Below are 20895 nucleotides of genomic sequence, written 5' to 3'. Positions count from 1 at the left end.
CTTTTTGTTTAGAATACTTGTTCGACTTCGACGATGCCAGGTACTTCTTCAATGAGCGCGCGCTCAATTCCGGCTTTCAAAGTGATTGTTGAAGACGGGCAGCTGCCGCATGCACCCATCAAACGAAGTTTGACGATGCCTTCATCTACATCAACGAGTTCGACGTCACCGCCGTCGCGAAGCAAGAACGGGCGTAATTTATCGAGTACTTCTTGGACTTGATCAAACATTTCCATGGTATCTACCCCTTTCTGGTTCTATTCCATTCTAGCAAGTTTGAGATTGTTTCTCAATCTTTAACGCTGAGCGTTTTGTGACAAGGGCGCTGCGTGATTTTTGTATAATAGAAATAAATAGGGGGAATGACGATGAAAATCACGGTATACGGGGCAGAAGTACAGTGTGCGAGCTGTGTCGGGGCACCGAGCTCGGTCGAGACATATGAATGGTTACAAAGTGCGCTCGCTCGGAAATATCCGGAGCGCAAGTTCGAGTTCGAATACATCGACTTCGAGCAAGCGGACGATGAGATCGCCGAGGCGATCAAGCAAGACGAATGGTTTTACCCGCTCGTCCTCTTGAACGGGGAAGTCGTCGACGAAGGAGTCGTCCAGTTGCGTAAAGTGTATACGGCGATTGACGAGAATTAAACGACATCATAAAACAAGGTTGAGCGAATACACATTCGTTCAACCTTGTTTTCGATTTAGCGAAGTTGGAACGACGACGTCGCTGAACTTGCCGTGTATCCTGAGAGCGTCGCATCCGCTTTCACTTGGTACGTCCCTCGTTGTGAAGAAGAACCAGTCGAGAGCGTGAACGTGATTGCTCCGCTTGAGTTCGTTTTACCTGTCCCTGTGAGCGTCGAGCCGTAAGGTTGTGTCACCGTCACACGAACGTCCGCGTTCGCGACCGCTTGACCGTTCGCATCACGTACCGTCGATGAGATTGATACAACTTCACCAGCGTAGTATGTCGACTTAGACGTCGATACAGTCGCCGCGAGCGCTTGAACCGGTTGTGACGTGCCGCCTGACGTTGGCGCTTGAACGAGTCCGTTGCCGAATAGTGTATCGCGACCTGCCGTGCCGAGGTCGATCGTATCTTGTGACAGACGCGTCCGGAGCTGTGAAGATGAGAGCGTCGGGTACGCTTGTTTCATGAGCGCCAAGTTCCCGGCGACGTATGGTGTCGCCATCGACGTCCCGCTCAATTGACCGTAGCCGCCGCTTGAGAGTGTCGAGTTGATGTTCACACCAGGAGCCGCGACTTCGACTGTACTGCCAGTAGCGGAGAACGAAGCGCGATTGTTGTTGATGTCCGTCGCCGCGACCGCGATGGCCGAGCTGTAGCGCGCCGGGTAGTTGACGAGGTCGCCGCTGCCGTCGGCTCGGCCGTTGTTACCAGCCGCTGCGACGACGAGAATGCCTGAATTGTTCGCCCGATCGACGACTTGTTGGAGCGTCGTCGAAGGACTCGTCGTTCCGAGGCTCAAGTTGATGATATCCATTTGATTCGAAATCGACCAGTCGATACCGGCGATGATGCTCGACAGGCTACCGCTGCCGTTCGCCTCGAGCGCTTTGACGGCGTAAATACTTGCCTCGTGGGCGATCCCGACCGTTCCGATGCCGTTGTCACGTGCCGCGATGATCCCGGCGACGTGCGTGCCGTGTCCGTTGTCATCGGCATATGAACTCGTCACACTGCTAAATGACGCTCCACCTGCAATCGTCAAGTCCGGATGCGCTGAGATTCCGGTATCGACGACGGATACTTTAATACCTTTTCCGGTGAAGCCGTTCTGCCAAGCCGAGGGTGCTTTCAGTTTTGGAATTCCCCAGTCTTGGGTTTGATTCTCAATTTGTACCGTCTGATCGACTTCGATGTGGGCGACGTTCGGATTGTTTTTCAATCCGTTCAGCGCTGCTTTCGGCACTTCGATGGCAGCAGCTGGGATGTTGGCGTATTGCTGATTGACTTCCATGCCTTCAATCGAGAGCGGGATTTTCTTCGCCGACTGTTTGAACACGACGATGACACGTTCTTTTTCCTTGTCAGGACTGGCGTCTACTGCTTGTGGGACGGTTGACAAGACGAGAAGCGAGGCGAGGACGGTGCTACAGATCTTCTTCAATGGATTTCCCCCTTTAGATTATGTAGGCGAGATGACATGATGTCGAACTGCCGTGCTCATAGAGTAACAAGTTTTTCCATCGGATAGAATATGTCAATCGAATCAATAATCTGAAAATTTAGACAAGTATATCAGGGACAGAGATACAAGACTTTTGGCGCAAGGCAAAGAAGGATGAACGGGTAAGCGGCTGTCATCACATAAAAAAATCGCGAGATGGCAAGGCAGCCATTTCGCGATTCGGTCGTATTATTTGATGACTTTATGTTTCCACAGGATACCGGACTTGAGAAGTCGGGCCACTTTCCCGGTCAGCGACTGTTTCCCCATGAAGACGCCGAAGCCGGCCTTCTTCCCGAGCGACCCGAGCGTGCCTCGGAGTTTAATATCCGGCAACTCAGGATAAGCCACGCCTTTCCACTTGCAGAGCAGCACTTGGACGATTTGTTCCGCTTGTGCCTCGGCGAGTTGACCTGAAGGTGCGTACGGGAGGCTGGCGTTGTCACCGACAACGAAGACGTCAGGCAAATCGGGGACGTAGTGGTGCGGTGTCAGTTTCACACGGCCGCCCCCATCGAGCTCCCACCCTTGGTTCCGGACGACGGCGACCGGTTGGATCCCGGCCGTCCAGACCGTCAAGTCAGCGGCAAAGTGTTGTTCGTGGTTCCATAGACCGTCTGGGTCGACCCGGACGATGTTGGCATTGTTGATGACTTCAACGCCATGCTCTTCAAACCATGATTGAACGTACATCGAGACACGGCTCGATAAAAAGGACAGGACGGAAGGGCCACGGTCGAACAGTCGGACGGTCAGATCGGGACGGCTCTCGCGAAGTTCGCTCGCGAGCTCGACACCGGATAGCCCGGCCCCGACGATCGAGACGATCGAACCGGGCGACAAGCCGTTGATCGCTTGTTGCGTCTTGCGTGACTCTTCTAACGTTTGGATACTATACGTGAACTCGGCGGCGCCGGGCACGTTATGGTATTTGTCCTCGCAGCCTAAGCCGATGACGAGGTCGTCGTACGGCACTTTTTCCCCGCTTGCGAGCAACACCATCTTGTCGGTCGTATCGATGTCGGTGACTTGCCCGTATATGTAGTCGACTTCTTCCGGGAAATCGACACGGATGTCACGATCGGATACCGTTCCTGCGGCTAGTGCATAATACTCTGTTTTTAATCCGTGATAAGGTAGACGGTCGATTAATGTGATCGATACGTCCTTCAGCTGATGGCCGAGGACGCGTTCGATTACACGCATACCCCCGTAACCGCCTCCTAAGACGACTAATTTGCGCATAAAAATCCCCCTTTGTTACTCTCTAACTGTACCATGATATAATACCTCGTAGAAGAACCATTTTCCCGCAATAGGGGAAGAAAGACGGTGAAAAAAATGATGAATCCGATCATCGAGTTTTGTGCCTCGAACTTAGCGATGGGTTCACAGATCGCCCGGGCAAAACTAGAGTCCGATCCTGACCTAGACGTCGTCGAATATGGCTGTACCGGCTACTGTGGGGTCTGCTCGCTCGACTTGTTCTGTCTCGTCGACGGAGAAGTCGTGATCGGGGAGACGCCGGAACAACTCGTCACGAACGTGTATGAAAAAATCGAAGAGATGGCCTGGTAAAAAAGTTTGAGATTTCTCAAACTTTTTTCTTTTTGACCCGTTGCTTTTTTTAAAACGGTTTGGTATATTCTAAGAGGTTCGAATGTAGGTTGTCTGACGTTTAACAACATAAAAAGAAAGCGTTTCAAACGGTAGGGCACATCTCGATTCGGGTATAACACAATCATCGGGTTTTCAATATGAAAGGAGCACAACACCAATGAACATCATGAGCGTGGTTGGTATTTTGGCACTAATTGGAATCGCTTACATCTTCTCGACCAACCGTAAAGCCATCAAATGGCGTACAGTTCTTGCCGCTTTCGCGATCCAGTTTACGTTCGCATTCCTCGTCCTCTTCACATCGGTAGGGCGTTCGGCGTTAGAATTTATCTCAGGAGGCGTCCAAAACGTCTTGAACACGGCGAACGCCGGAATCGGCTTCGTCTTCGGTACGGCAGTCGGGGGAGACAACTTCGTCTTCGCGTTCCAAGTATTACCGATCATCATCTTTATGTCTTCGTTAATTGCATTTCTTTACTACATTGGCGTCATGCAATGGGTCATCCGTATCCTCGGTACGGCACTTGCAAAAGCACTCGGTACGTCACGTAAAGAATCGCTTTCAGCGACGGCGAACATCTTCGTCGGTCAGACGGAAGCACCGCTCGTCATCAAGCCTTACCTTCCAACAATGACACAATCAGAATTGTTTGCCGTCATGGTTGGTGGTCTCGCATCAGTTGCCGGTTCGGTACTTGCTGGATACGCCGCACTCGGTGTTCCGCTTGAGTACTTGCTCGCCGCGAGCTTCATGGCAGCGCCTGCTGGTTTGATGTTTGCGAAAATCATCGTCCCGGAAACAGAAACTCCGGATGATGATATCGAGATTGCAGAAGATGAAGAGAACAAAGCAGCAAACTTCGTCGATGCGGCCGCTCGCGGTGCGTCAGACGGGTTGTTCCTCGCGTTGAACGTCGGTGCGATGCTTCTTGCCTTCGTTTCATTGATCGCACTCGTCAACTTGCTTCTCGGTGGAATCGGTGGCTGGTTCGGTCTAGAAGGTCTCTCACTTCAGTTGATCCTTGGTTACGTGTTTGCACCGCTCGCGTTCGTCATCGGTGTACCATGGGCAGATGCCGTACAATTCGGTAGCTTCCTTGGACAAAAACTCGTCTTGAACGAATTCGTTGCCTTCTCTGAGTTCGCACCGATCATCGGTTCAGGTGAGTTGTCAGCTCGTACAGAAGCGATGATCGCGTTCGCACTCTGTGGATTCGCCAACATCTCATCACTCGCCATCCTTCTCGGTGGTCTTGGTGGTATGGCTCCGAACCGTCGTAACGACATCGCACGTATGGGTGTCCTCGCGATTCTCGCAGGTACGCTTGCGAACTTGATGTCAGCGACTCTCGCTGGTCTTCTTCTCTAATCGTTATTCACAAACAAGAGCGCTCACTCCGGTGGGCGCTCTTGTTCGTTCATGTAACTATCCGCATCGAAAAAAGCACCCAAGGGAGAAGTTCCTTTGGGTGCTTGTGTATTAAGCTTGCAGTTGCATTTGTTGACGTTCGATCCACGGCTTCAACTTCAGGAAGAGCGGGACGAACAAGGCGGTGATCAATAATGCCTTAATCAAGTTGAACGGTAAGATACCGTACAGGACGAGGTTCGTCTTGACTGCTGGATCGGCCATCTCGGCCATTCCGAAGAAGAACGCGTAAGCTGGTAAGATGAGTAGGTAGTTCAAAATCGCCAAGCTGATCGCCATCGTGATCGTACCTGCCACGAGGCCTGAAGCGAGCGCTTTATTCGTTTTACGTTTATGGTAGAACCAAGCGACCGGATACATGAATGCGACACCTGCAAAGAAGTTCGCGACTTCACCGACCGGGACGCCGCCACCGTTAAAGACATAGTAGAGGACGTTTTTTAGAGCGACGACCACGACACCTGCGAGTGGTGAGAAGACGATACCGGCGACGAGCGCTGGGATGTCACTGAAGTCCACTTTCAGGAAGGGTGGCAGGAAGGGCAGCGGGAAGTTAAAGAGCATGAGGACGAATGAAATCGCCCCGAGCATCGATAGCGTCACCAGTGTTGTCAATCGTTTGTTGCGCGTTGTTTTCATCAAAATCTCTCCTTTTGTCGCTCCTTGATGAATGGCACCCGTCGCATAGAAAAACCCGATTGTGTGAACAATCGGGAGAGTTTACGCGCATACGAAATAGATGTTCTCATCAACGTTTAAACCACGCCAAAGAAAACATCCGGATATCGGTCGGATGCCGCCATCTTCTCCCATCCAGACTTTACTGTCGGCTTTCGAATCTCACGAAATCAGCAAGCAACGCCTTGCTCGCTCACGGGCTGAGAAGAACTTGTCTTCAATACCGCCGGTCGGGAATTTCACCCTGCCCCGAAGATGGAACGATTTAATTTTTTTTGTTACAGTTTAGTTATACAAGATATTTCACAAAATCACAAGTCAGTTGACTTGAAGTGAAGATAAATGAGGAGGAGTTCAGATGATTCATTTAACAGAGCCAGCCGCACTACAAGTCATCGATATGATGAAACAGACCGAACGCCCTGAAGCCCAATTCTTACGCATTAAAGTCCAAGGCGGTGGGTGTACCGGCCTATCCTACGGGATGGGGTTCGATGAAGACAAGACGGACAAGGATGTCCAGTTCGACCATCATGGCGTCCGCGTCATCGTCGCCGAAGCTGACCACGGTGTCGTCGACGGGCTCGAAATCGACTATAAGCAGTCGATGCTCGGCGGTGGCTTCACGATCAAAAATCCGAACGCGATCGCGACGTGCGGTTGCGGCTCGAGTTTCCGGACGGCGGCGAACGCCGGCACGCCCGGGGATTGCTAAACGATAGACGGGTTGCCGACATGTTCGGCAACCTTTTTTGGTGAGTATGTTAATGAGAGGAAATGAACGGGAATATTGGTGGAAGAAGGATGAGAAGGGGGTAGGAGTGATGAGAAAAGTGTTGATTTTTGGTGGCTCACGTTACTTTGGGAAACGGCTCGCACTGCGGCTCGCTGAAGCCGGGGACGACGTGACGATTGTCACGCGCGGACAGCTGCAAGTGCCGGAAGCGGAAGGGATCCGCTCCATTAAAGGCGACCGTCAGTCGGTCGCGACGATGAAAGACCTCGCACGTAACGAGTATGACCTCGTCTACGACAATATTTGTTTCAATCCGTATCAGGCGAAGATTGCGACAGACGCCTTCATGGACCGGGTCGGGAAATATGTGCTCACGTCTACGATGTCCGTCTATGCGCCAGAGGCAGCTTTAAAAGAGAGCGACTTCAATCCGCTCCATCATGAATATCACCTTGACGCGGAACACGATTACGGACAAGGGAAACGAGAGGCCGAATCGTACTTCTTCCATCGGGCCTCGTTCCCGGTCACGACGGTGCGGTTGCCGATCGTCCTAGGGCCGGATGATTACACCGACCGGTTAAAATTTTATGTCGACGCGGTTCGGAACGAAGAACCGATCGTATTACATCATCCGGAGGCGTTGATGGGATTCATCTCGAGTTTCGAGGCGGCAGCTTTCTTGGAATGGGTCGGCCGTGCCGACGTGAGGGGGCCGTTCAACGCCGCGAGCGACGGCCTCATCTCGCTAGGTGCGCTCATGGAACGAATTGGACAGCATATCGGTAAACCGGTCCAAATCATTAAGGATGGGGAGTCGTCCCCGTACGATACGGACGTCGACTACTACATGTCGAACGCCGAGGCGAAAAAAGCTGGCTTCGTGTTCACGCAACTCGATGATTGGATTGACCGTGTCATCATTCAAACGATCCGCAAATGAAAAAATGGCCTCTCATCGTTCGCAGATGAGAGGCCAGTCTTTATTTCCCGGCAAATACCGAGGTTGAATGTTGTGGGTGACGCGCTGTCGGGTCGACGAGCTGTTTCACTTGGTTGACGGCGATCGGTGCTTCACCGAAGCCGGTCGCGATCAATTTCACTTTGCCTTCGTACGTGGCGATGTCACCGCAAGCGAAGATGCCTGCGACTGTTGTCTCCATTCGTGAGTCGACACGGATCGTGTTTTTCTCAAACTCCATGCCCCAGTTTTTGATCGGGCCGAGCGATGAGACGAACCCATAGTTACAAATCAAGTCGTCGATGTCGACGAACTTCGATTCGCCATCTTTGTCCGTCAGTTCGACCGACTCGATATGCGTCGCGCCTGAGAGTGATTCGATATTATAAGGCGTCCAGACGCTGATCGTCGAGGCCTTCATTTGTTCGACCGTATGCTCGTGAGCCCGGAAGCGGTCACGACGGTGGACGATATGGACTTCTTTGGCGATACCTTCGAGCATGAGTGCCCAGTCAACGGCCGAGTCGCCGCCGCCGGCAATCATGACGCGACGGTCGCGGAATTTCTCCATGCTGTCGACGAAGTAATGAAGGTTCGCATAATCTTCACAACCGTCCAGTCCGAGCGGACGTGCGGCGAACGCGCCGTTGCCGGCTGTGATGATGATCGCTTTCGTATGGTACTCGTCCTTGTTCGTCGAGATGTGGAACGTACCGTCTTCGAGTCGCTCGACCGTTTCGACCGTCTCGCCAAGGCGATAATCTTGTTCGAACTGATCGGCTTGCGCTTTCAGTTGGTCGACTAGATCTTGGGCCTTCACTTTCGGGAAGCCGGCGATGTCATAAATATATTTCTCTGGATAGAGCGTCGATAATTGTCCGCCTAGTTGCGGCAAGCTTTCGATCAACGTCGCATCGAGTTGGCGCATACCTGCATAAAATGCGGTGAACAGTCCGATTGGACCACCACCGATAATGACTACATCTTTCGTCGATTTCATCGAATTCCTCCTCATGAAGCGTGTACTTCTATTATATGGTCTAACGTGAACTAAATCCATTCAGTACAAAGATGCAATACTTTCGAAAAAAATTCAAGAAGATAAGCTTTTTCATTGAGAAAACGGATTAAACGTCGTACAATGAACGGGAAGCAATTGTGAACATTGGTTGAACAAGAATTAGGCTTTATTGTGAACGTCTATGTGAAAAAACACACAACATAGTTGTTCAGGAAAACAAAACTTTTAAAATAAGGTGGAAATGAACATGAAACGACCTAACATTGTTATCCTCGGCGCAGGTTTCGGTGGACTCATCACGGCAGTAAACCTTCAGAAGACGCTTGCAGCTGGAGATGCAAACATCACGTTGATCAACAAACACGATTACCATTACCAAACGACTTGGCTTCATGAGCCGGCGGCCGGAACGATGAAGCCTGAGCAGGCTCGTGTCTACATTAACGACGTCGTCAATGCGTCACGCGTTAAATTTGTCAAAGGGATCGTCGATCGCGTCGATACTACAGCTAAACAAGTGATGCTCGAAGACGGATCGACTGTCGAGTACGATTACGTCGTCTTCGCCCTCGGTGGCGTACCGGAAACATTCGGTATCCCGGGCCTTAAAGAGAACGCGATGACGATCAACTCGCTCAACAGCGTTCGTAAAATTAAAGAACATATCGAGTACTCGTTCGCACAATACAAGACGAACGGATCATCTGACCGTTCATTCGTCACGATCGTCGTCGGTGGTGCTGGATTCACAGGTATCGAGTTCCTCGGTGAGCTTGTCAACCGTGTCCCTGAACTTTGCAAACAGTACGATGTTCCCCGTGAAGCGGTCCGCATCGTTAACATCGAGGCAGCGCCAACGGTTCTTCCAGGGTTCGACCCGGAACTCACGACGTATGCGCAAAAATGGCTCGAGCGTAACGGCGTCGAGATGAAACTCGGCAACGGCATCAAAGGTGTAGAGCCAGGTGTCGTCACGTTCGGTCCACTCAAAGGTGAGACGACAGAGACGATCGCAGCGAACACGATCCTTTGGACAGGCGGCGTCAGCGGTAGCCCGATCGTTGAGAAGTCTGGCTTCGAAGCGGTCCGTAACCGTGTCATGGTCGAGGCGGACAACCGTGCCCCTGGCCACGATAACGTCTTCATCATCGGTGACTGCTCAGCTGTCATGGATCCTGTCTCGAACCGTCCGTACCCGCCGACGGCGCAAATCGCGACGCAACAAGCGCACAACGTGGCGAAAAACATCGCTGCGCTCATCAACGGAAAGTCGACTTCGAAGTTCACGTATGAGAGCAAAGGGACGGTCGCGTCACTTGGTCATAACGATGGAATCGGAATCGTCATGGGCAAAAAAATCTTCGGTCGCAACGCTTCATTCATGAAGAAAGTCATCGACAACAAACACTTTATCGAGCTCAAAAAATACGGTCTCGTCCTTAAAAAAGGTAAATTCTGATTCGTTTGAGCCAACGAGCAGCCTGTTCATTTGAACGGGCTGCTTTTTCATGTCAACGATTCAGTGAACTTCTTTGACCAAGCGGATTTCTTTTCGGTATAATAGACAACGGGAAAAGGGGGCAATCACATGCACATCATCCAAGCCGTCATCGGCGCGATTTTATATTTAGTCATCTTCTTCAGCATCGGTTTCATCTTGAACATGCTGCTCAAAAAGACGTGGACGCTCGTGTTCATCTATCCGATTTTCGTCATCATGATGATCGACAACGTCAAGCTGTCAAGCTACGTCACGGAAACATCGACCGCGCTCGCGAACGTCTATGAGCGTCTGCTCGGTCTGCAGTTTCTCGACATTTTTATGCTCGGATTCGGATTGCTCGGTGCCATCTTGGCAGGGGTCACCATCCGGTACTTGCGTAAGAGCGGTTACTCGATGTTTTAAAGACGACAGAAATGTTCGTCTTTTTTTGGTTTCTGCCTACTTTTTTAGAAGCTGAACCGATATACTAGATGAGATAACGATTTAATTAGTAAGGGATGCGATACGAATGACATTACCGATGTATACGATCAAAAAAGTGTTGAATAATAGCGTTGTCATTTGTCAACATGATACGGATCCGGAAGTCATTCTGCTTGGGAAGGGGATTGGCTTCGGCAAGAAAGCGGGCGATCTCGTCGACCCGGCCAGCGTCCCGGAGAAAGTGTATCAATTGACGGATAAGGAAGAGCAATCTCAATATCGTGAGCTCGTGAAGCACGTCGATGAAGACTTCATCGCCTTCATGCAAGACATCGTCGGCTTCATCGAGAGCAACACAGGAAAAAAAGTCGACCAACATATCCATATCGGCCTGACCGATCACTTGTTCTTTACGATGAAACGGATCGAGCAAGGGATGGAAGTGACGAATCCGTTCTTACTCGAGACTGAATCGCTCTATCCGAACGAGTACGCGCTCGCTGAACGGATCGTCGACATGATCCACGAGCGCCTCGATGTGTTGCTTCCTGATGCCGAGGTCGGATTTATCGCCCTTCATATCCATTCGGCGACGACGTTTAAAAACGTCCTCGAAGTCAATCGTCATAATCAAATCATCGGCCAGATCGTTCAGACGATTGAGAGTCGTTTGAACGTCAAAATGGACCGGACTTCGCTCGATTATAAGCGCTTACTTCGGCACTTAAGGTACGCCGTTGAGCGGGTTGCGACAGGTGAGACGGTCGAGGCTCCACAAAAAATAGAAAAGGTGTTGCGTGAAGAATATCCGCTATGCTATAGTACTGCTTGGGAGCTGATGGGCATCATGGAACGCGAATTAAAGCGTCCTGTGCCACGAGGTGAAGCGACATATTTGACGATGCATCTCCAGCGACTGACTACAAGTAGATAACTGATACCACGTATCTTACGTGTTACTGATTCGATCAGGCATGAGTAAGGAGTGGAACGGCTACGATTTCTCTATTGAGGAGAAGTCTACGTTCTATACCTTATTCATGCCTGTTTCTGTTTTTATAAACGTTCATTATGAAAACGTTTAGATACGTCGGTTGTCTGACATCTACGTTCGGTTTCAGAATAAACAATTACAAAAGGAGGATTTATCATGTTTAAGCAGATTTTTGGTGTTCTTCAAAAAGTCGGTAAAGCGCTTATGCTTCCTGTTGCGATCTTGCCGGCAGCCGGTCTTCTTCTCGCATTCGGTAACGCGATGCAAAACCCGGCCCTTACGTCACGCGCTGGTTGGTTGACTAACGCAGGCGTTGTCAAGTTTGCTCAGCTCATGGAGCAAGCAGGCGGAATTATCTTCTCGAACTTAGCACTCTTATTCGCAGTCGGTGTCGCGATCGGTTTAGCAGGGGACGGCGTTGCCGGACTCGCAGCCATCGTCGGGTTCCTCATCATGAACAAAGTCATGGGTGTTTGGCTCGAACTCACACCTGAGATCATCGCACAAGGTGACCCGGCTTACGCGTCAGTCCTTGGTATCCCAACACTTCAAACAGGTGTCTTCGGTGGTATCATCGTCGGTCTGATAGCGGCCTGGGCATACAATAAGTACTTCAACATCGAATTGCCACAATTCCTTGGCTTCTTCGCTGGTAAGCGTTTCGTCCCAATCGTCACAGCTGTATTGGCTGTCGTCGCTGGTTTCGTCATGCTTCTCATCTGGCCACCAGTTCAGCACGGTTTGAACACGTTCTCAAACTTCATGTTGGAAGAAAACCGTACGCTCGCAGCGTTCGTCTTCGGTTTGATTGAACGTTCGTTGATCCCGTTCGGTTTGCACCATATCTTCTACTCACCGTTCTGGTTCGAATTCGGATCATACACGGATGCAGCTGGCAACATCGTCCGCGGTGACCAAGCGATCTTCTTCGCTCAAATCCGTGACGGTGCCGAGCTTACAGCCGGTACGTTCATGACTGGTAAATACCCGTTCATGATGTTCGGTCTTCCTGCAGCAGCACTTGCGATGTACCATGAAGCACGTCCTGAGCGTAAAGCGGTCGTCGGCGGTCTCTTGGCTTCGGCAGCACTCACATCGTTCTTGACAGGTATCACAGAGCCGATCGAGTTCTCATTCTTGTTCGTAGCTCCACTCTTGTTCGCAGTACACGCAGTTTTCGCTGGTCTTTCATTCATGGTCATGCACATCTTGAACGTCAAAATCGGGATGACGTTCTCGGGCGGTTTGATCGACTACCTTCTCTTCGGTGTACTTCCTAACCAAACAGCATGGTGGCTCGTCATTCCAGTCGGACTCGCGTTCGCAGTCATTTACTACTTCGGATTCCGTTTCGTTATCCGTAAGTTCAACCTTAAAACACCGGGCCGTGAAGATGAAGTCGTTGAGCAATCAACAGCTACTGGTTCGGAACTTGCACAAGATATCCTCGTTGGTTTCGGTGGTTCACAAAACATCAAACACCTTGACGCATGTATCACACGTCTTCGCGTCGAAGTTAAAGATAAGAGCCAAGTGAACAAAGAAGAGTTGAAACGTCTCGGGGCAGCTGGTGTCCTTGAAGTCGGTAACAACATTCAAGCCATCTTTGGACCGCGTTCGGATGCATTGAAATCAGAGATGCAAGCGGTCATCGCTTCAGGTAACGAAAAGAAAGCAAACTAAGTATTAAGCCAATCCATTAAGGGTTGGCTTTTTTTGTATGGGGAAACGGTTTCAGCCTGGTATCAGATGGGGAAAAGTAAGTATTCTGACAAAAGGAGGAACCATGATGTGGAAGAAAGTGTTTGGCGTATTGCAGCGGATCGGGAAGGCGCTCATGCTTCCGGTTGCGATTTTGCCGGCAGCCGGTCTATTACTTGCATTTGGTACTGCGTTCCAAAATCCTGATCTCGTTTCGCTGTTACCTTTCTTGGCAAACGATGCACTCGTCCTCATTTGGCAAGTCATGACCGATGCCGGGGATATCGTGTTCGCCAATTTAGGTCTGTTGTTCGCCGTCGGGGTCGCCATTGGGCTGGCCAACGGAGACGGTGTTGCCGGGTTAGCAGCTATCGTTGGTTATTTGATCATGAACAAAGTTATCAGCACGTGGAACGGGATTACTGCAGAAATTGTCCAGGGGGATCCTGCCTATGCATCGGTACTTGGTATCCCGACGCTCCAAATGGGGGTATTCGGTGGTATCATCGCCGGTTTGATTGCCGCGTTCGCGTATAACAAGTACTTTAACATCAAGTTGCCGGACTTCTTAGGATTCTTTGCTGGGAAACGTTTCGTTCCGATTGCGACCGCCGCGTTCAGTTTAGTGATCGGGATCGCGCTCGCCTACATTTGGCCGCCGATCGGTACTGCCATCAATACGTTCTCGAGCACGATCATTGAGGCGAACGTGGCGGTTTCCGCATTCGTCTTCGGTTTGGTCGAACGGTCATTGATTCCTTTCGGTCTTCACCACATTTGGTACTCGCCGTTTTGGTTCCAGTTCGGGGAATATACGAACCAAGCCGGGGATCTCGTTCAGGGGGACCAACGGATCTTCTTCGCCCAGCTTCGTGACGGCGTCGAATTCACAGCCGGGACGTACATGACTGGGAAGTTCCCGTTCATGATGTTCGGGTTACCGGCCGCCTGTCTCGCCATGTACCACACGGTCCCGAAAGAGCGTCGTAAAGACGTGGAAGGACTTTACTTCTCAGCAGCCCTCACTTCATTCTTGACTGGTATCACTGAACCGGTCGAATTCTCATTTGTCTTCGTCGCACCACTTCTTTTCGGTATTCACGCCGTGTTCGCTGGACTATCGTTTATGACGATGCATTTGCTCAACGTTAAAATTGGGATGACGTTCTCGGGCGGACTCATCGACTACCTGCTGTTCGGGGTATTACCGAACCGGACCGCTTGGTGGCTCGTCGTTCCAGTCGGTCTCGTCTTCGCGGTCGTCTATTACTTTGGATTCCGTTTCGCGATCACGAAGTTCGATTTGAAAGTTCCAGGTCGTGACGTCGTCGCCGAAGGGCGTGGCGCCCGAACGGTTGTCGACGATGACCTTCCGTACGAAGTGCTCGTTGGCCTCGGTGGCCCTGAGAATATCAAGCATCTTGATGCTTGTATCACACGACTCCGTGTCACCGTGAACGATGTCAAACAAGTCGATAAAGACTTGCTGAAAGATCTTGGTGCCGCCGGTGTGCTTGAAGTCGGGGATAACATTCAAGCCATCTTCGGACCGAAGTCCGATACACTCAAATCGCAAATCGCCGCCATCATCGAAGGTGGCGAGTACAAACCGAAAGAAAAAGCGGTCATCACGCCGGAAGCGGCCGAGCATGCCGACCATCGCTTCCTCGCACCGATGTCGGGTGTCATCTTGTCGCTTGACGATGTACCGGACCAAGTCTTCTCGGGCCGGATGATGGGTGAAGGGTTCGCGATCGAGCCGAGTTCCGGCCAAGTCGTGGCACCGGTCACCGGTCAGATCACGACGTTCTTCCCGACGAAACACGCGATCGGGCTGCTCGCGGACGACGGACGCGAGATTCTCATCCACGTCGGTCTTGATACGGTCAATCTGAAAGGGGAAGGGTTCGTCGCCAAAGTGAAAGAAGGCGACCGCGTCGAAGCGGGAGATATTCTGCTCGATGTCGACCTCAACTTGATCCGTGACAAAGTCCCGTCGCTCATCACGCCGATCATTTGGACGAACGGGGACGGCAAAGTCGTCGTCGTACCGTTCGGAGAGACGGTCGTCGCCGGGGAAGCGCTCGATTTTAGAACGGATGACAAAGGCGCGGAATAAGCGCAAAAAAAAGTGGCTCTCGCAAATTGCGAGAGCCACTTTTGATTATGCTTTAATATCGAATTTTTGGCTGATGAAGTTGACGACTTCTTCGGCTGTATCCATGTTGAGGACGTCGTTGACGATCGCTTCTGTTTCAGCTTTCGTCAAACGTTTCACGAGGCTACGTGCGCGAAGGACGCTTGAAGCCGACATCGAGAACTCGTCGAGGCCAAGTCCTAGCAGGATTGGAATCGCAAGCTCTTCTCCAGCCATCTCGCCACACATGCCGACCCATTTGCCTGCTTTGTGTGCTTCTGTGATGACGTTGTGGAGAAGGTTCAAGATGGCCGGGTTGAACGGCTGGTACAAGTACGAGACTTTCTCGTTCATGCGGTCAGCTGCCATCGTGTATTGAATCAAGTCGTTCGTGCCGACAGAGAAGAAGTCGACTTCTTTCGCGAATTGTTTCGCCATGACGGCTGTCGAAGGAATTTCGACCATCATTCCTGTCTCGTAGTTACCGACAGCGACGCCTTCTGCTTTCAACTTCGCTTCTTCTTCGAGAAGAAGGGCTTTCGCTGCGCGGAACTCTTCAAGTGTCGCAATCATTGGGAACATGATAGCGAGGTCACCGTGAGCCGAGGCGCGGAGAAGGGCGCGAAGCTGTGTGCGGAACAAGTCCGTTTCTTCGAGGCAAAGGCGGATGGCGCGATAGCCGAGGAACGGGTTCATCTCTTTCGGGAGGTCGAGGTAAGACAATTCTTTATCTCCACCGATGTCGAGCGTACGGATGACGACTTGTTTGCCTTCCATGCCTTCGATTACTGTTTTGTATGCCGTGTACTGCTCTTCTTCAGTCGGGAATGTTTCTGAATCCATGTAAAGGAACTCTGTCCGGTAAAGACCGATCGCATCAGAACCGTTTTTAAGAACGCCTTCAAGGTCGTTCGGTGTCCCGATGTTCGCCGCGAGTTTCACTTTATGACCGTCTGCCGTGACAGACTCTTCGTTGACGAGTTGCTTCAACTCTTCTTTGTAGGCTTCGAATGACGCACGTTTAGCGACGTATTCATTGACGAGTTCTTCAGACGGATTGACGAAAACGTCTCCTTCTGTCCCGTCGATGACGACGAGGTCGCCGTTCTTGATTTCTTCGAGTGCGACTTTCGTTCCGACGACTGCCGGGATTTCAAGTGAGCGCGACATGATGGCCGAGTGTGATGTACGACCGCCGATGTTTGTCGCGAACCCTTTGACGTATTTGCGGTTGAGCTGAGCCGTGTCAGACGGTGTCAAATCTTCAGCGATGATGATGACTTCTTCAGAAATTGAAGCAGGTGTCATGAACGTGACGCCGAGGATGTGGGCCATGACGCGTTTTGTGACGTCGCGGACATCAGCCGCGCGCTCGCGCATGTACTCGTTGTCCATCGATTCAAAGATCATGATCATCGTTTGAGCGACTTCATCGAGCGCTTTCGCAGCGTTCATGTGTTCGCTTTCAATTTTTTCGTTCACTTGCGAGACGATCTCTGGGTCTTCCACGATGAGCAAGTGAGCCGAGAAGATCTCAGCCTTGTCTTCTCCGAGTTCACGCAGTGTGATCTGGCGGATTTCTTCGAGTTCTGTTTTCGACTGAGCGATGGCTGCTTGGAAGCGTGCCTTCTCAGCGGCTACGTCCTCGATTTTGTTCGTCGGGATGTCAAATGAAGGTGTCTCCATGACGAATGCTTTCGCAACTGCGATTCCTGCAGATGCGCCAATACCTTTAATGTGTGACATAAGCGTAATCCCTCTCTTCAAAGAAATAGTGTTTTTTCCAACGTTACCTCGTTAGTTCTTACCCGAAATGAAAAAGGAACTAACGAAAACCCGGAAGATTAAAGTAGCAACGGTCTACTACTAGGGGAAGCCTCGACCGAACAAAATGGCCTCGCCTCGAGCACGAGGGATGCCTGATTGCGTACTTTCCTATCCTATCATAAAATAAAACATCGTCACAACGAGGAGATAGCCTTTGAATTTGAAGAATTAGCGACGATTGCGCATACTATTTCATTATTTCGATGAAGTTCGTTATGCTTACCTTATATAAAGAAGGGAAGTGGCAAATATGTATCAATTCGCTGAATTAGACTGGACCGGTTCACACGACACGGTCGTTGTCGGAATCGGGGCGGCCGACGCCGTCGAAACAGGGCTCGACACGTTGTTCAACGGGCGCGTCAAATCGCTCATCCAGTCAGCTGACATCTCGACGAAGACAGGGGAAGTCTCGATCGTGCCGACGTTTGAGGGGAACATCAAACGCGTGCTGTTCGTGGGTTTAGGACAACGCAACGATTCGTCCGTCGAAAACTTGCGGAATTGGTTCGGGAAAGTCGCGAAAGAAATCAAAGCCCGCGCCTTCACGGACGTCGCGGTCGCGCTCGACACGTTTGAACCAGGCGTGGCGAGCTTGTTCGCAGAAGCGTATGAGATGGCGACGTATGAGCATCCTACATATAAGTCGGCGCCAAAATCGGCGACACCGGACGTGACGATCACCCTTTTAGGAGACGCGAACGAAGCGGACGTCGAAGCGGGTGCCGCTTACGGGCGTGGGGTCAACGTCGCTCGGACGTTGACGATGATGCCGGCTAACATTTTGAACGCAGTGGCACTAGCCGACTACGCCGTCGACCTGGCCGAGCGTCATGGTTTCAGCCATCGAATCATTGAAAAAGAAGAGATGGAGGCGCTCGGTATGGGGGCGCTGCTCGCTGTCAATCAAGGTTCGACAATTCCGCCGAAGTTGATCGTGCTCGAGTACAACGGTGCCGGGGACGATGCGCCGATTGCCGTCGTCGGAAAAGGTGTCACGTTCGACACGGGCGGTTACTCGATCAAGCCGAAAGACGGGATCGTCGGGATGAAAGGCGATATGGGTGGTGCCGCCACCGTGCTCGGTCTGTTTGAGACGCTCGCGACGACGAAACCGGCTGTCAACGTGCTCGGCGTCATTCCGGCAACGGACAACATGATTTCAGGAGACGCGTTCAAACCGGACGACGTCATTACGGCGATGAACGGGAAAACGATCGAAGTGCTCAATACCGATGCGGAAGGACGACTCGTTCTTGCCGATGCGGTGACGTTCGCGAAGACGTATGAGCCGAAAGCCATCATCGACGTAGCGACGCTGACAGGCGGTGTACTCGTCGCGCTCGGTACTGAGGTAACTGGTTGCCTGACGAACGACGACTCGCTCTATGAGGCACTAGAGACGGCGAGCCGAGCAACGAATGAGCTCGTTTGGCAAATGCCTTACTTTGATGTGTTCATCAAGCAAGTTCGGAAATCTGAAGTCGCCGACTTGAACAACTCACCGGGCCGTTTCGGTCATATGATTTTCGGTGGCGCGTTCGTCGGCGAGTTCGTCGGTGACACGCCGTGGCTCCACCTCGATATCGCTGGAACGAGCGAGCGTTCTGCGGCGAACGATCTCGGTCCGAAAGGCCCGACCGGTGTTATGGTACGTACACTTGCGTCAATGCTCGAAGGGTGGAAGCGTTGAAATTCGGATTAATGTTGATCGGTTTGGCCATCGTCGCAGGTCTCGGCTATGCGGCTTGGCCGAGCCAGTTGTTGTTAGGGGTATCCGTCTTTAGTGCGGTGCTCGGAGTTTTGTTTTTGATTCAGGAGGGACGCCGTGGTCGGAGTAGGAATTGATGGGGCACGCGGAGGCTGGGTGCGAATCACGTACGATAGCATCTCGCTGTGCTTGACCATCTCAGAACAGTTGGAAGATTTATTGATTGACGGGGCAATGCACTTCGTCGACATGCCGAACGATCTCGGGACGATCTCAAACCCGGACCGGACGTGCGATGCGTGGATGCGGGCCCAGTTGAAGCAACGGAAGTCGTCGATCTTCACGCCGCCGATTCAAGACGTCGTGATGGAACAGACGTATGAAGCCGCCAATGTGAGAAGTCGCGAACTGATTGGAAAAGGAATCAGCAAGCAAGCATGGAACCTCGTGCCGCGTATTCGTGAGTTTCAAACGATCACGGCTGAAGACGTGTATGAGTCGCATCCGGAAGTCTGTTTCGCCGTCATGACCGGACACGAGGCCGATTTCAGCAAAAAGACTGAGGCCGGCGAAGCCGAACGGATCGAGCTGTTGCGGCGCTATTCGAAAAGTTCGCCGTGGAAGTGGAAGATGTCGAACGTCAAAGTCGACGATATCATCGACGCATGTATCCTTGCCGTCGCCGCCTATGAGGCCGGGACGACAGGCTTAGAGACGCATCCGCATCAAACAGAGGGATTACCGTTCGTAGCGGTACCGAAGACAAAAGAGCGATGACCGCGTCATCGCTCTTTTGGTGTCTGGATTGGTCCGAGGACGAACTTCCATATGTAATGAAATACTTGGGCGTTGTAAAGTGCTTTCAGCAATACCGCGAGGACTGGTCCTAAAATGAAACCGAGGACACCGAACAGTTGCAGACCGACAAAGATCGAGATCAAAGCCGCGAGCGGATCGAGGCCGATATGAGAGCCGACGATCTTCGGCTCGGCCAAGTTGCGTTGGACGATGACGAGGATGTAGAGCACGAGAAGCCCGATCGCGCTGAACCAGTCGCCTGAGATGGCCGCGTAGGCTGCCCATGGCACTAAGAGTGTTCCGACACCCAGGTAAGGCAACAGATCAAAGAACGCGGCTAACAAGGCGAATGAGAACGGATTGTCGACACGTAGAATGAACATCCCGACCAAGACGATTCCGAACGTGATGGAAATGAGGGTCAATTGGGCCCGGACATAGCCGAACAAAGCCGAGCGTAAATTGAGCATGACGAGTTCGAACTCTTTAAAGCCTTTTCGTTTGTTCAACCGCTCGATCGAACGCATGTAAGACGGCCAGTCTTTCGTGATGAAGAACCAGGCTAGGACGATGACGACGAACAAGAGCAGGACGAGCGGGAGTGCGCTCAGGATGTCTTGCAGGAGCCCGGCGACACCTCGAGACAGGACGCCGATCGCGGCACCGAGTTGGACGCCGATTTCAGTGATGCCACCTTCGAGCGATGTCGTTTGACCAGGGTTTAACCGTTGGATGCTGTCGTAGGCGTCGTTGACGAACGGGGCGATTTTTTGATTGAACATACGCTGCACGTAGGCAGTGAACGTCTCGATCTGGTCTGGAAGTTTTTCGGCCGCAATCGTCAAGTAACGAATCAATTGGGTGACGACGATGGCGATGACGCCGCTGACAAGACTCATAACGATTAGCAGTGAAACGAGGGTGCCAAGGGCACGCGGCATCTTCGTCTGACGCTCGAACAAGTTGACGAGGGGGACTGTCAACAAGGATAACAAGAAAGCGAACACGAAAGGATACGTGTACGTAAAGAGGACGCTCAGTCCCCAAATAACGAGCACGAGTCCGATGCCGACAAGGAGAAATCGAAGTAATTGCCAAAGTCTTACAGGAGACATGAGGGGTTGCCCCTTTCCTAACAATTGGATTGAGCATAGTATA

At 51.6% G+C, this 20895-nt stretch carries 18 protein-coding genes, 2 pseudogenes and 1 riboswitch; of the genes and pseudogenes, 13 read left to right on the top strand and 7 right to left on the bottom strand.

The genetic code is table 11. The annotated features are described in order from the left end of the window. Positions 1-8 precede the first annotated feature (8 nt). Positions 9-236, bottom strand: coding sequence for a NifU family protein (locus EVJ21_RS10315; protein ID WP_016509169.1), 228 nt, complete (start codon positions 234-236; stop codon positions 9-11). Between the two features lie 126 nt (positions 237-362). Between EVJ21_RS10315 and EVJ21_RS10310 the strand changes: the two genes are divergently transcribed. After that, positions 363-650, top strand: a complete 288-nt coding sequence (locus tag EVJ21_RS10310) for a DUF1462 family protein (RefSeq protein ID WP_071397900.1) — start codon at positions 363-365, stop codon at positions 648-650. 56 nt (positions 651-706) lie between these two features. Here the strand turns inward: EVJ21_RS10310 and EVJ21_RS10305 are convergent, their stop codons facing one another. After that, a complete protein-coding gene (locus EVJ21_RS10305) occupies positions 707-2137 on the bottom strand; it encodes a S8 family peptidase (protein WP_131490435.1) in 1431 nt (476 codons plus the stop codon). A gap of 249 nt (positions 2138-2386) precedes the next feature. Continuing rightward, positions 2387-3442 (bottom strand): NAD(P)/FAD-dependent oxidoreductase, encoded by a 1056-nt coding sequence (locus EVJ21_RS10300; RefSeq protein ID WP_131455937.1) that lies wholly within the window; start codon positions 3440-3442, stop codon positions 2387-2389. A gap of 96 nt (positions 3443-3538) precedes the next feature. Between EVJ21_RS10300 and EVJ21_RS10295 the strand changes: the two genes are divergently transcribed. Both EVJ21_RS10295 and EVJ21_RS10290 read left to right on the top strand, forming a co-directional pair. Then, complete coding sequence (locus tag EVJ21_RS10295) at positions 3539-3775, top strand: YuzB family protein (protein WP_035386187.1); 237 nt, start codon at positions 3539-3541, stop codon at positions 3773-3775. Between the two features lie 199 nt (positions 3776-3974). Next, a complete protein-coding gene (locus EVJ21_RS10290) occupies positions 3975-5186 on the top strand; it encodes a NupC/NupG family nucleoside CNT transporter (RefSeq protein ID WP_131490434.1) in 1212 nt (403 codons plus the stop codon). A gap of 111 nt (positions 5187-5297) precedes the next feature. Here EVJ21_RS10290 and EVJ21_RS10285 read toward each other — a convergent pair whose 3' ends face one another. Then, complete coding sequence (locus EVJ21_RS10285; RefSeq protein WP_131463908.1) at positions 5298-5885, bottom strand: ECF transporter S component; 588 nt, start codon at positions 5883-5885, stop codon at positions 5298-5300. 158 nt (positions 5886-6043) lie between these two features. Continuing rightward, positions 6044-6185: riboswitch (FMN riboswitch) on the bottom strand. Positions 6186-6282: 97 nt separating this feature from the next. Between EVJ21_RS10285 and EVJ21_RS10280 the strand changes: the two genes are divergently transcribed. Both EVJ21_RS10280 and EVJ21_RS10275 read left to right on the top strand, forming a co-directional pair. Continuing rightward, positions 6283-6639, top strand: a complete 357-nt coding sequence (locus EVJ21_RS10280; protein WP_131441440.1) for a HesB/IscA family protein — start codon at positions 6283-6285, stop codon at positions 6637-6639. 109 nt (positions 6640-6748) lie between these two features. Beyond that, positions 6749-7603 carry a Rossmann-fold NAD(P)-binding domain-containing protein gene (locus tag EVJ21_RS10275; protein WP_070328762.1) on the top strand — a complete coding sequence of 285 codons (855 nt, stop codon included), beginning with the start codon at positions 6749-6751 and terminating at the stop codon, positions 7601-7603. A 40-nt stretch (positions 7604-7643) separates the two neighbouring features. Here EVJ21_RS10275 and EVJ21_RS10270 read toward each other — a convergent pair whose 3' ends face one another. After that, positions 7644-8621 carry an NAD(P)/FAD-dependent oxidoreductase gene (locus EVJ21_RS10270; protein WP_131490433.1) on the bottom strand — a complete coding sequence of 326 codons (978 nt, stop codon included), beginning with the start codon at positions 8619-8621 and terminating at the stop codon, positions 7644-7646. Positions 8622-8889: 268 nt separating this feature from the next. On the opposite strand from EVJ21_RS10270, the gene EVJ21_RS10265 reads away from it, so the two are divergent. From EVJ21_RS10265 to ptsG (EVJ21_RS10245), 5 genes and pseudogenes are all read left to right on the top strand, one after another. Further along, a complete protein-coding gene (locus EVJ21_RS10265; protein WP_071397893.1) occupies positions 8890-10101 on the top strand; it encodes an NAD(P)/FAD-dependent oxidoreductase in 1212 nt (403 codons plus the stop codon). Positions 10102-10230: 129 nt separating this feature from the next. Further along, positions 10231-10548, top strand: a complete 318-nt coding sequence (locus tag EVJ21_RS10260; RefSeq protein WP_070328765.1) for a YuiB family protein — start codon at positions 10231-10233, stop codon at positions 10546-10548. A 106-nt stretch (positions 10549-10654) separates the two neighbouring features. Continuing rightward, complete coding sequence (gene glcT / locus EVJ21_RS10255) at positions 10655-11503, top strand: glucose PTS transporter transcription antiterminator GlcT (RefSeq protein ID WP_131441442.1); 849 nt, start codon at positions 10655-10657, stop codon at positions 11501-11503. A gap of 216 nt (positions 11504-11719) precedes the next feature. Next, a pseudogene (ptsG, locus tag EVJ21_RS10250) lies at positions 11720-13219 on the top strand (glucose-specific PTS transporter subunit IIBC); the annotation flags it as partial. Positions 13220-13352: 133 nt separating this feature from the next. Beyond that, positions 13353-15290 (top strand): annotated as a pseudogene (gene ptsG, locus EVJ21_RS10245) (glucose-specific PTS transporter subunit IIBC); the annotation flags it as partial. A 138-nt stretch (positions 15291-15428) separates the two neighbouring features. On the opposite strand, the gene ptsP reads toward ptsG (EVJ21_RS10245), so the two are convergent. Beyond that, positions 15429-17147 (bottom strand): phosphoenolpyruvate--protein phosphotransferase, encoded by a 1719-nt coding sequence (gene ptsP, locus EVJ21_RS10240; RefSeq protein WP_070328769.1) that lies wholly within the window; start codon positions 17145-17147, stop codon positions 15429-15431. 331 nt (positions 17148-17478) lie between these two features. Between ptsP and EVJ21_RS10235 the strand changes: the two genes are divergently transcribed. Genes EVJ21_RS10235 through EVJ21_RS10230 form a run of 3 tightly spaced genes read left to right on the top strand, consistent with a single transcriptional unit; the run spans position 17479 to position 19716 of the window. Beyond that, the gene (locus EVJ21_RS10235; RefSeq protein ID WP_131490432.1) at positions 17479-18921 is read left to right on the top strand and encodes a leucyl aminopeptidase; all 1443 of its coding nucleotides are present in this window, start codon (positions 17479-17481) and stop codon (positions 18919-18921) included. Then, entirely contained in the window at positions 18918-19076 is a 159-nt protein-coding gene (locus EVJ21_RS15380; protein WP_161567373.1) for a hypothetical protein, read from the top strand. The genes EVJ21_RS10235 and EVJ21_RS15380 overlap by 4 nt, the downstream gene beginning before the upstream one ends. Further along, on the top strand, positions 19057-19716 hold the full coding sequence (locus EVJ21_RS10230) for a DUF429 domain-containing protein (RefSeq protein WP_131441446.1): 660 nt from the start codon (positions 19057-19059) through the stop codon (positions 19714-19716). Before EVJ21_RS15380 ends, EVJ21_RS10230 begins: the two co-directional genes overlap by 20 nt. A 5-nt stretch (positions 19717-19721) precedes the next feature. On the opposite strand, the gene ytvI is transcribed toward EVJ21_RS10230, so the two are convergent. Then, positions 19722-20852 carry a sporulation integral membrane protein YtvI gene (gene ytvI, locus EVJ21_RS10225; RefSeq protein WP_131490431.1) on the bottom strand — a complete coding sequence of 377 codons (1131 nt, stop codon included), beginning with the start codon at positions 20850-20852 and terminating at the stop codon, positions 19722-19724. Positions 20853-20895: the final 43 nt, after the last annotated feature.

It is taken from the genome of Exiguobacterium sp. SH0S2, from assembly GCF_004337185.1.
Classification (GTDB): Bacteria; Bacillota; Bacilli; order Exiguobacteriales; family Exiguobacteriaceae; genus Exiguobacterium; species Exiguobacterium aurantiacum_A.
The sequence above is the reverse complement of the archived record's forward strand: the minus strand, read 5'-3'. Positions and strand labels throughout refer to the sequence as shown.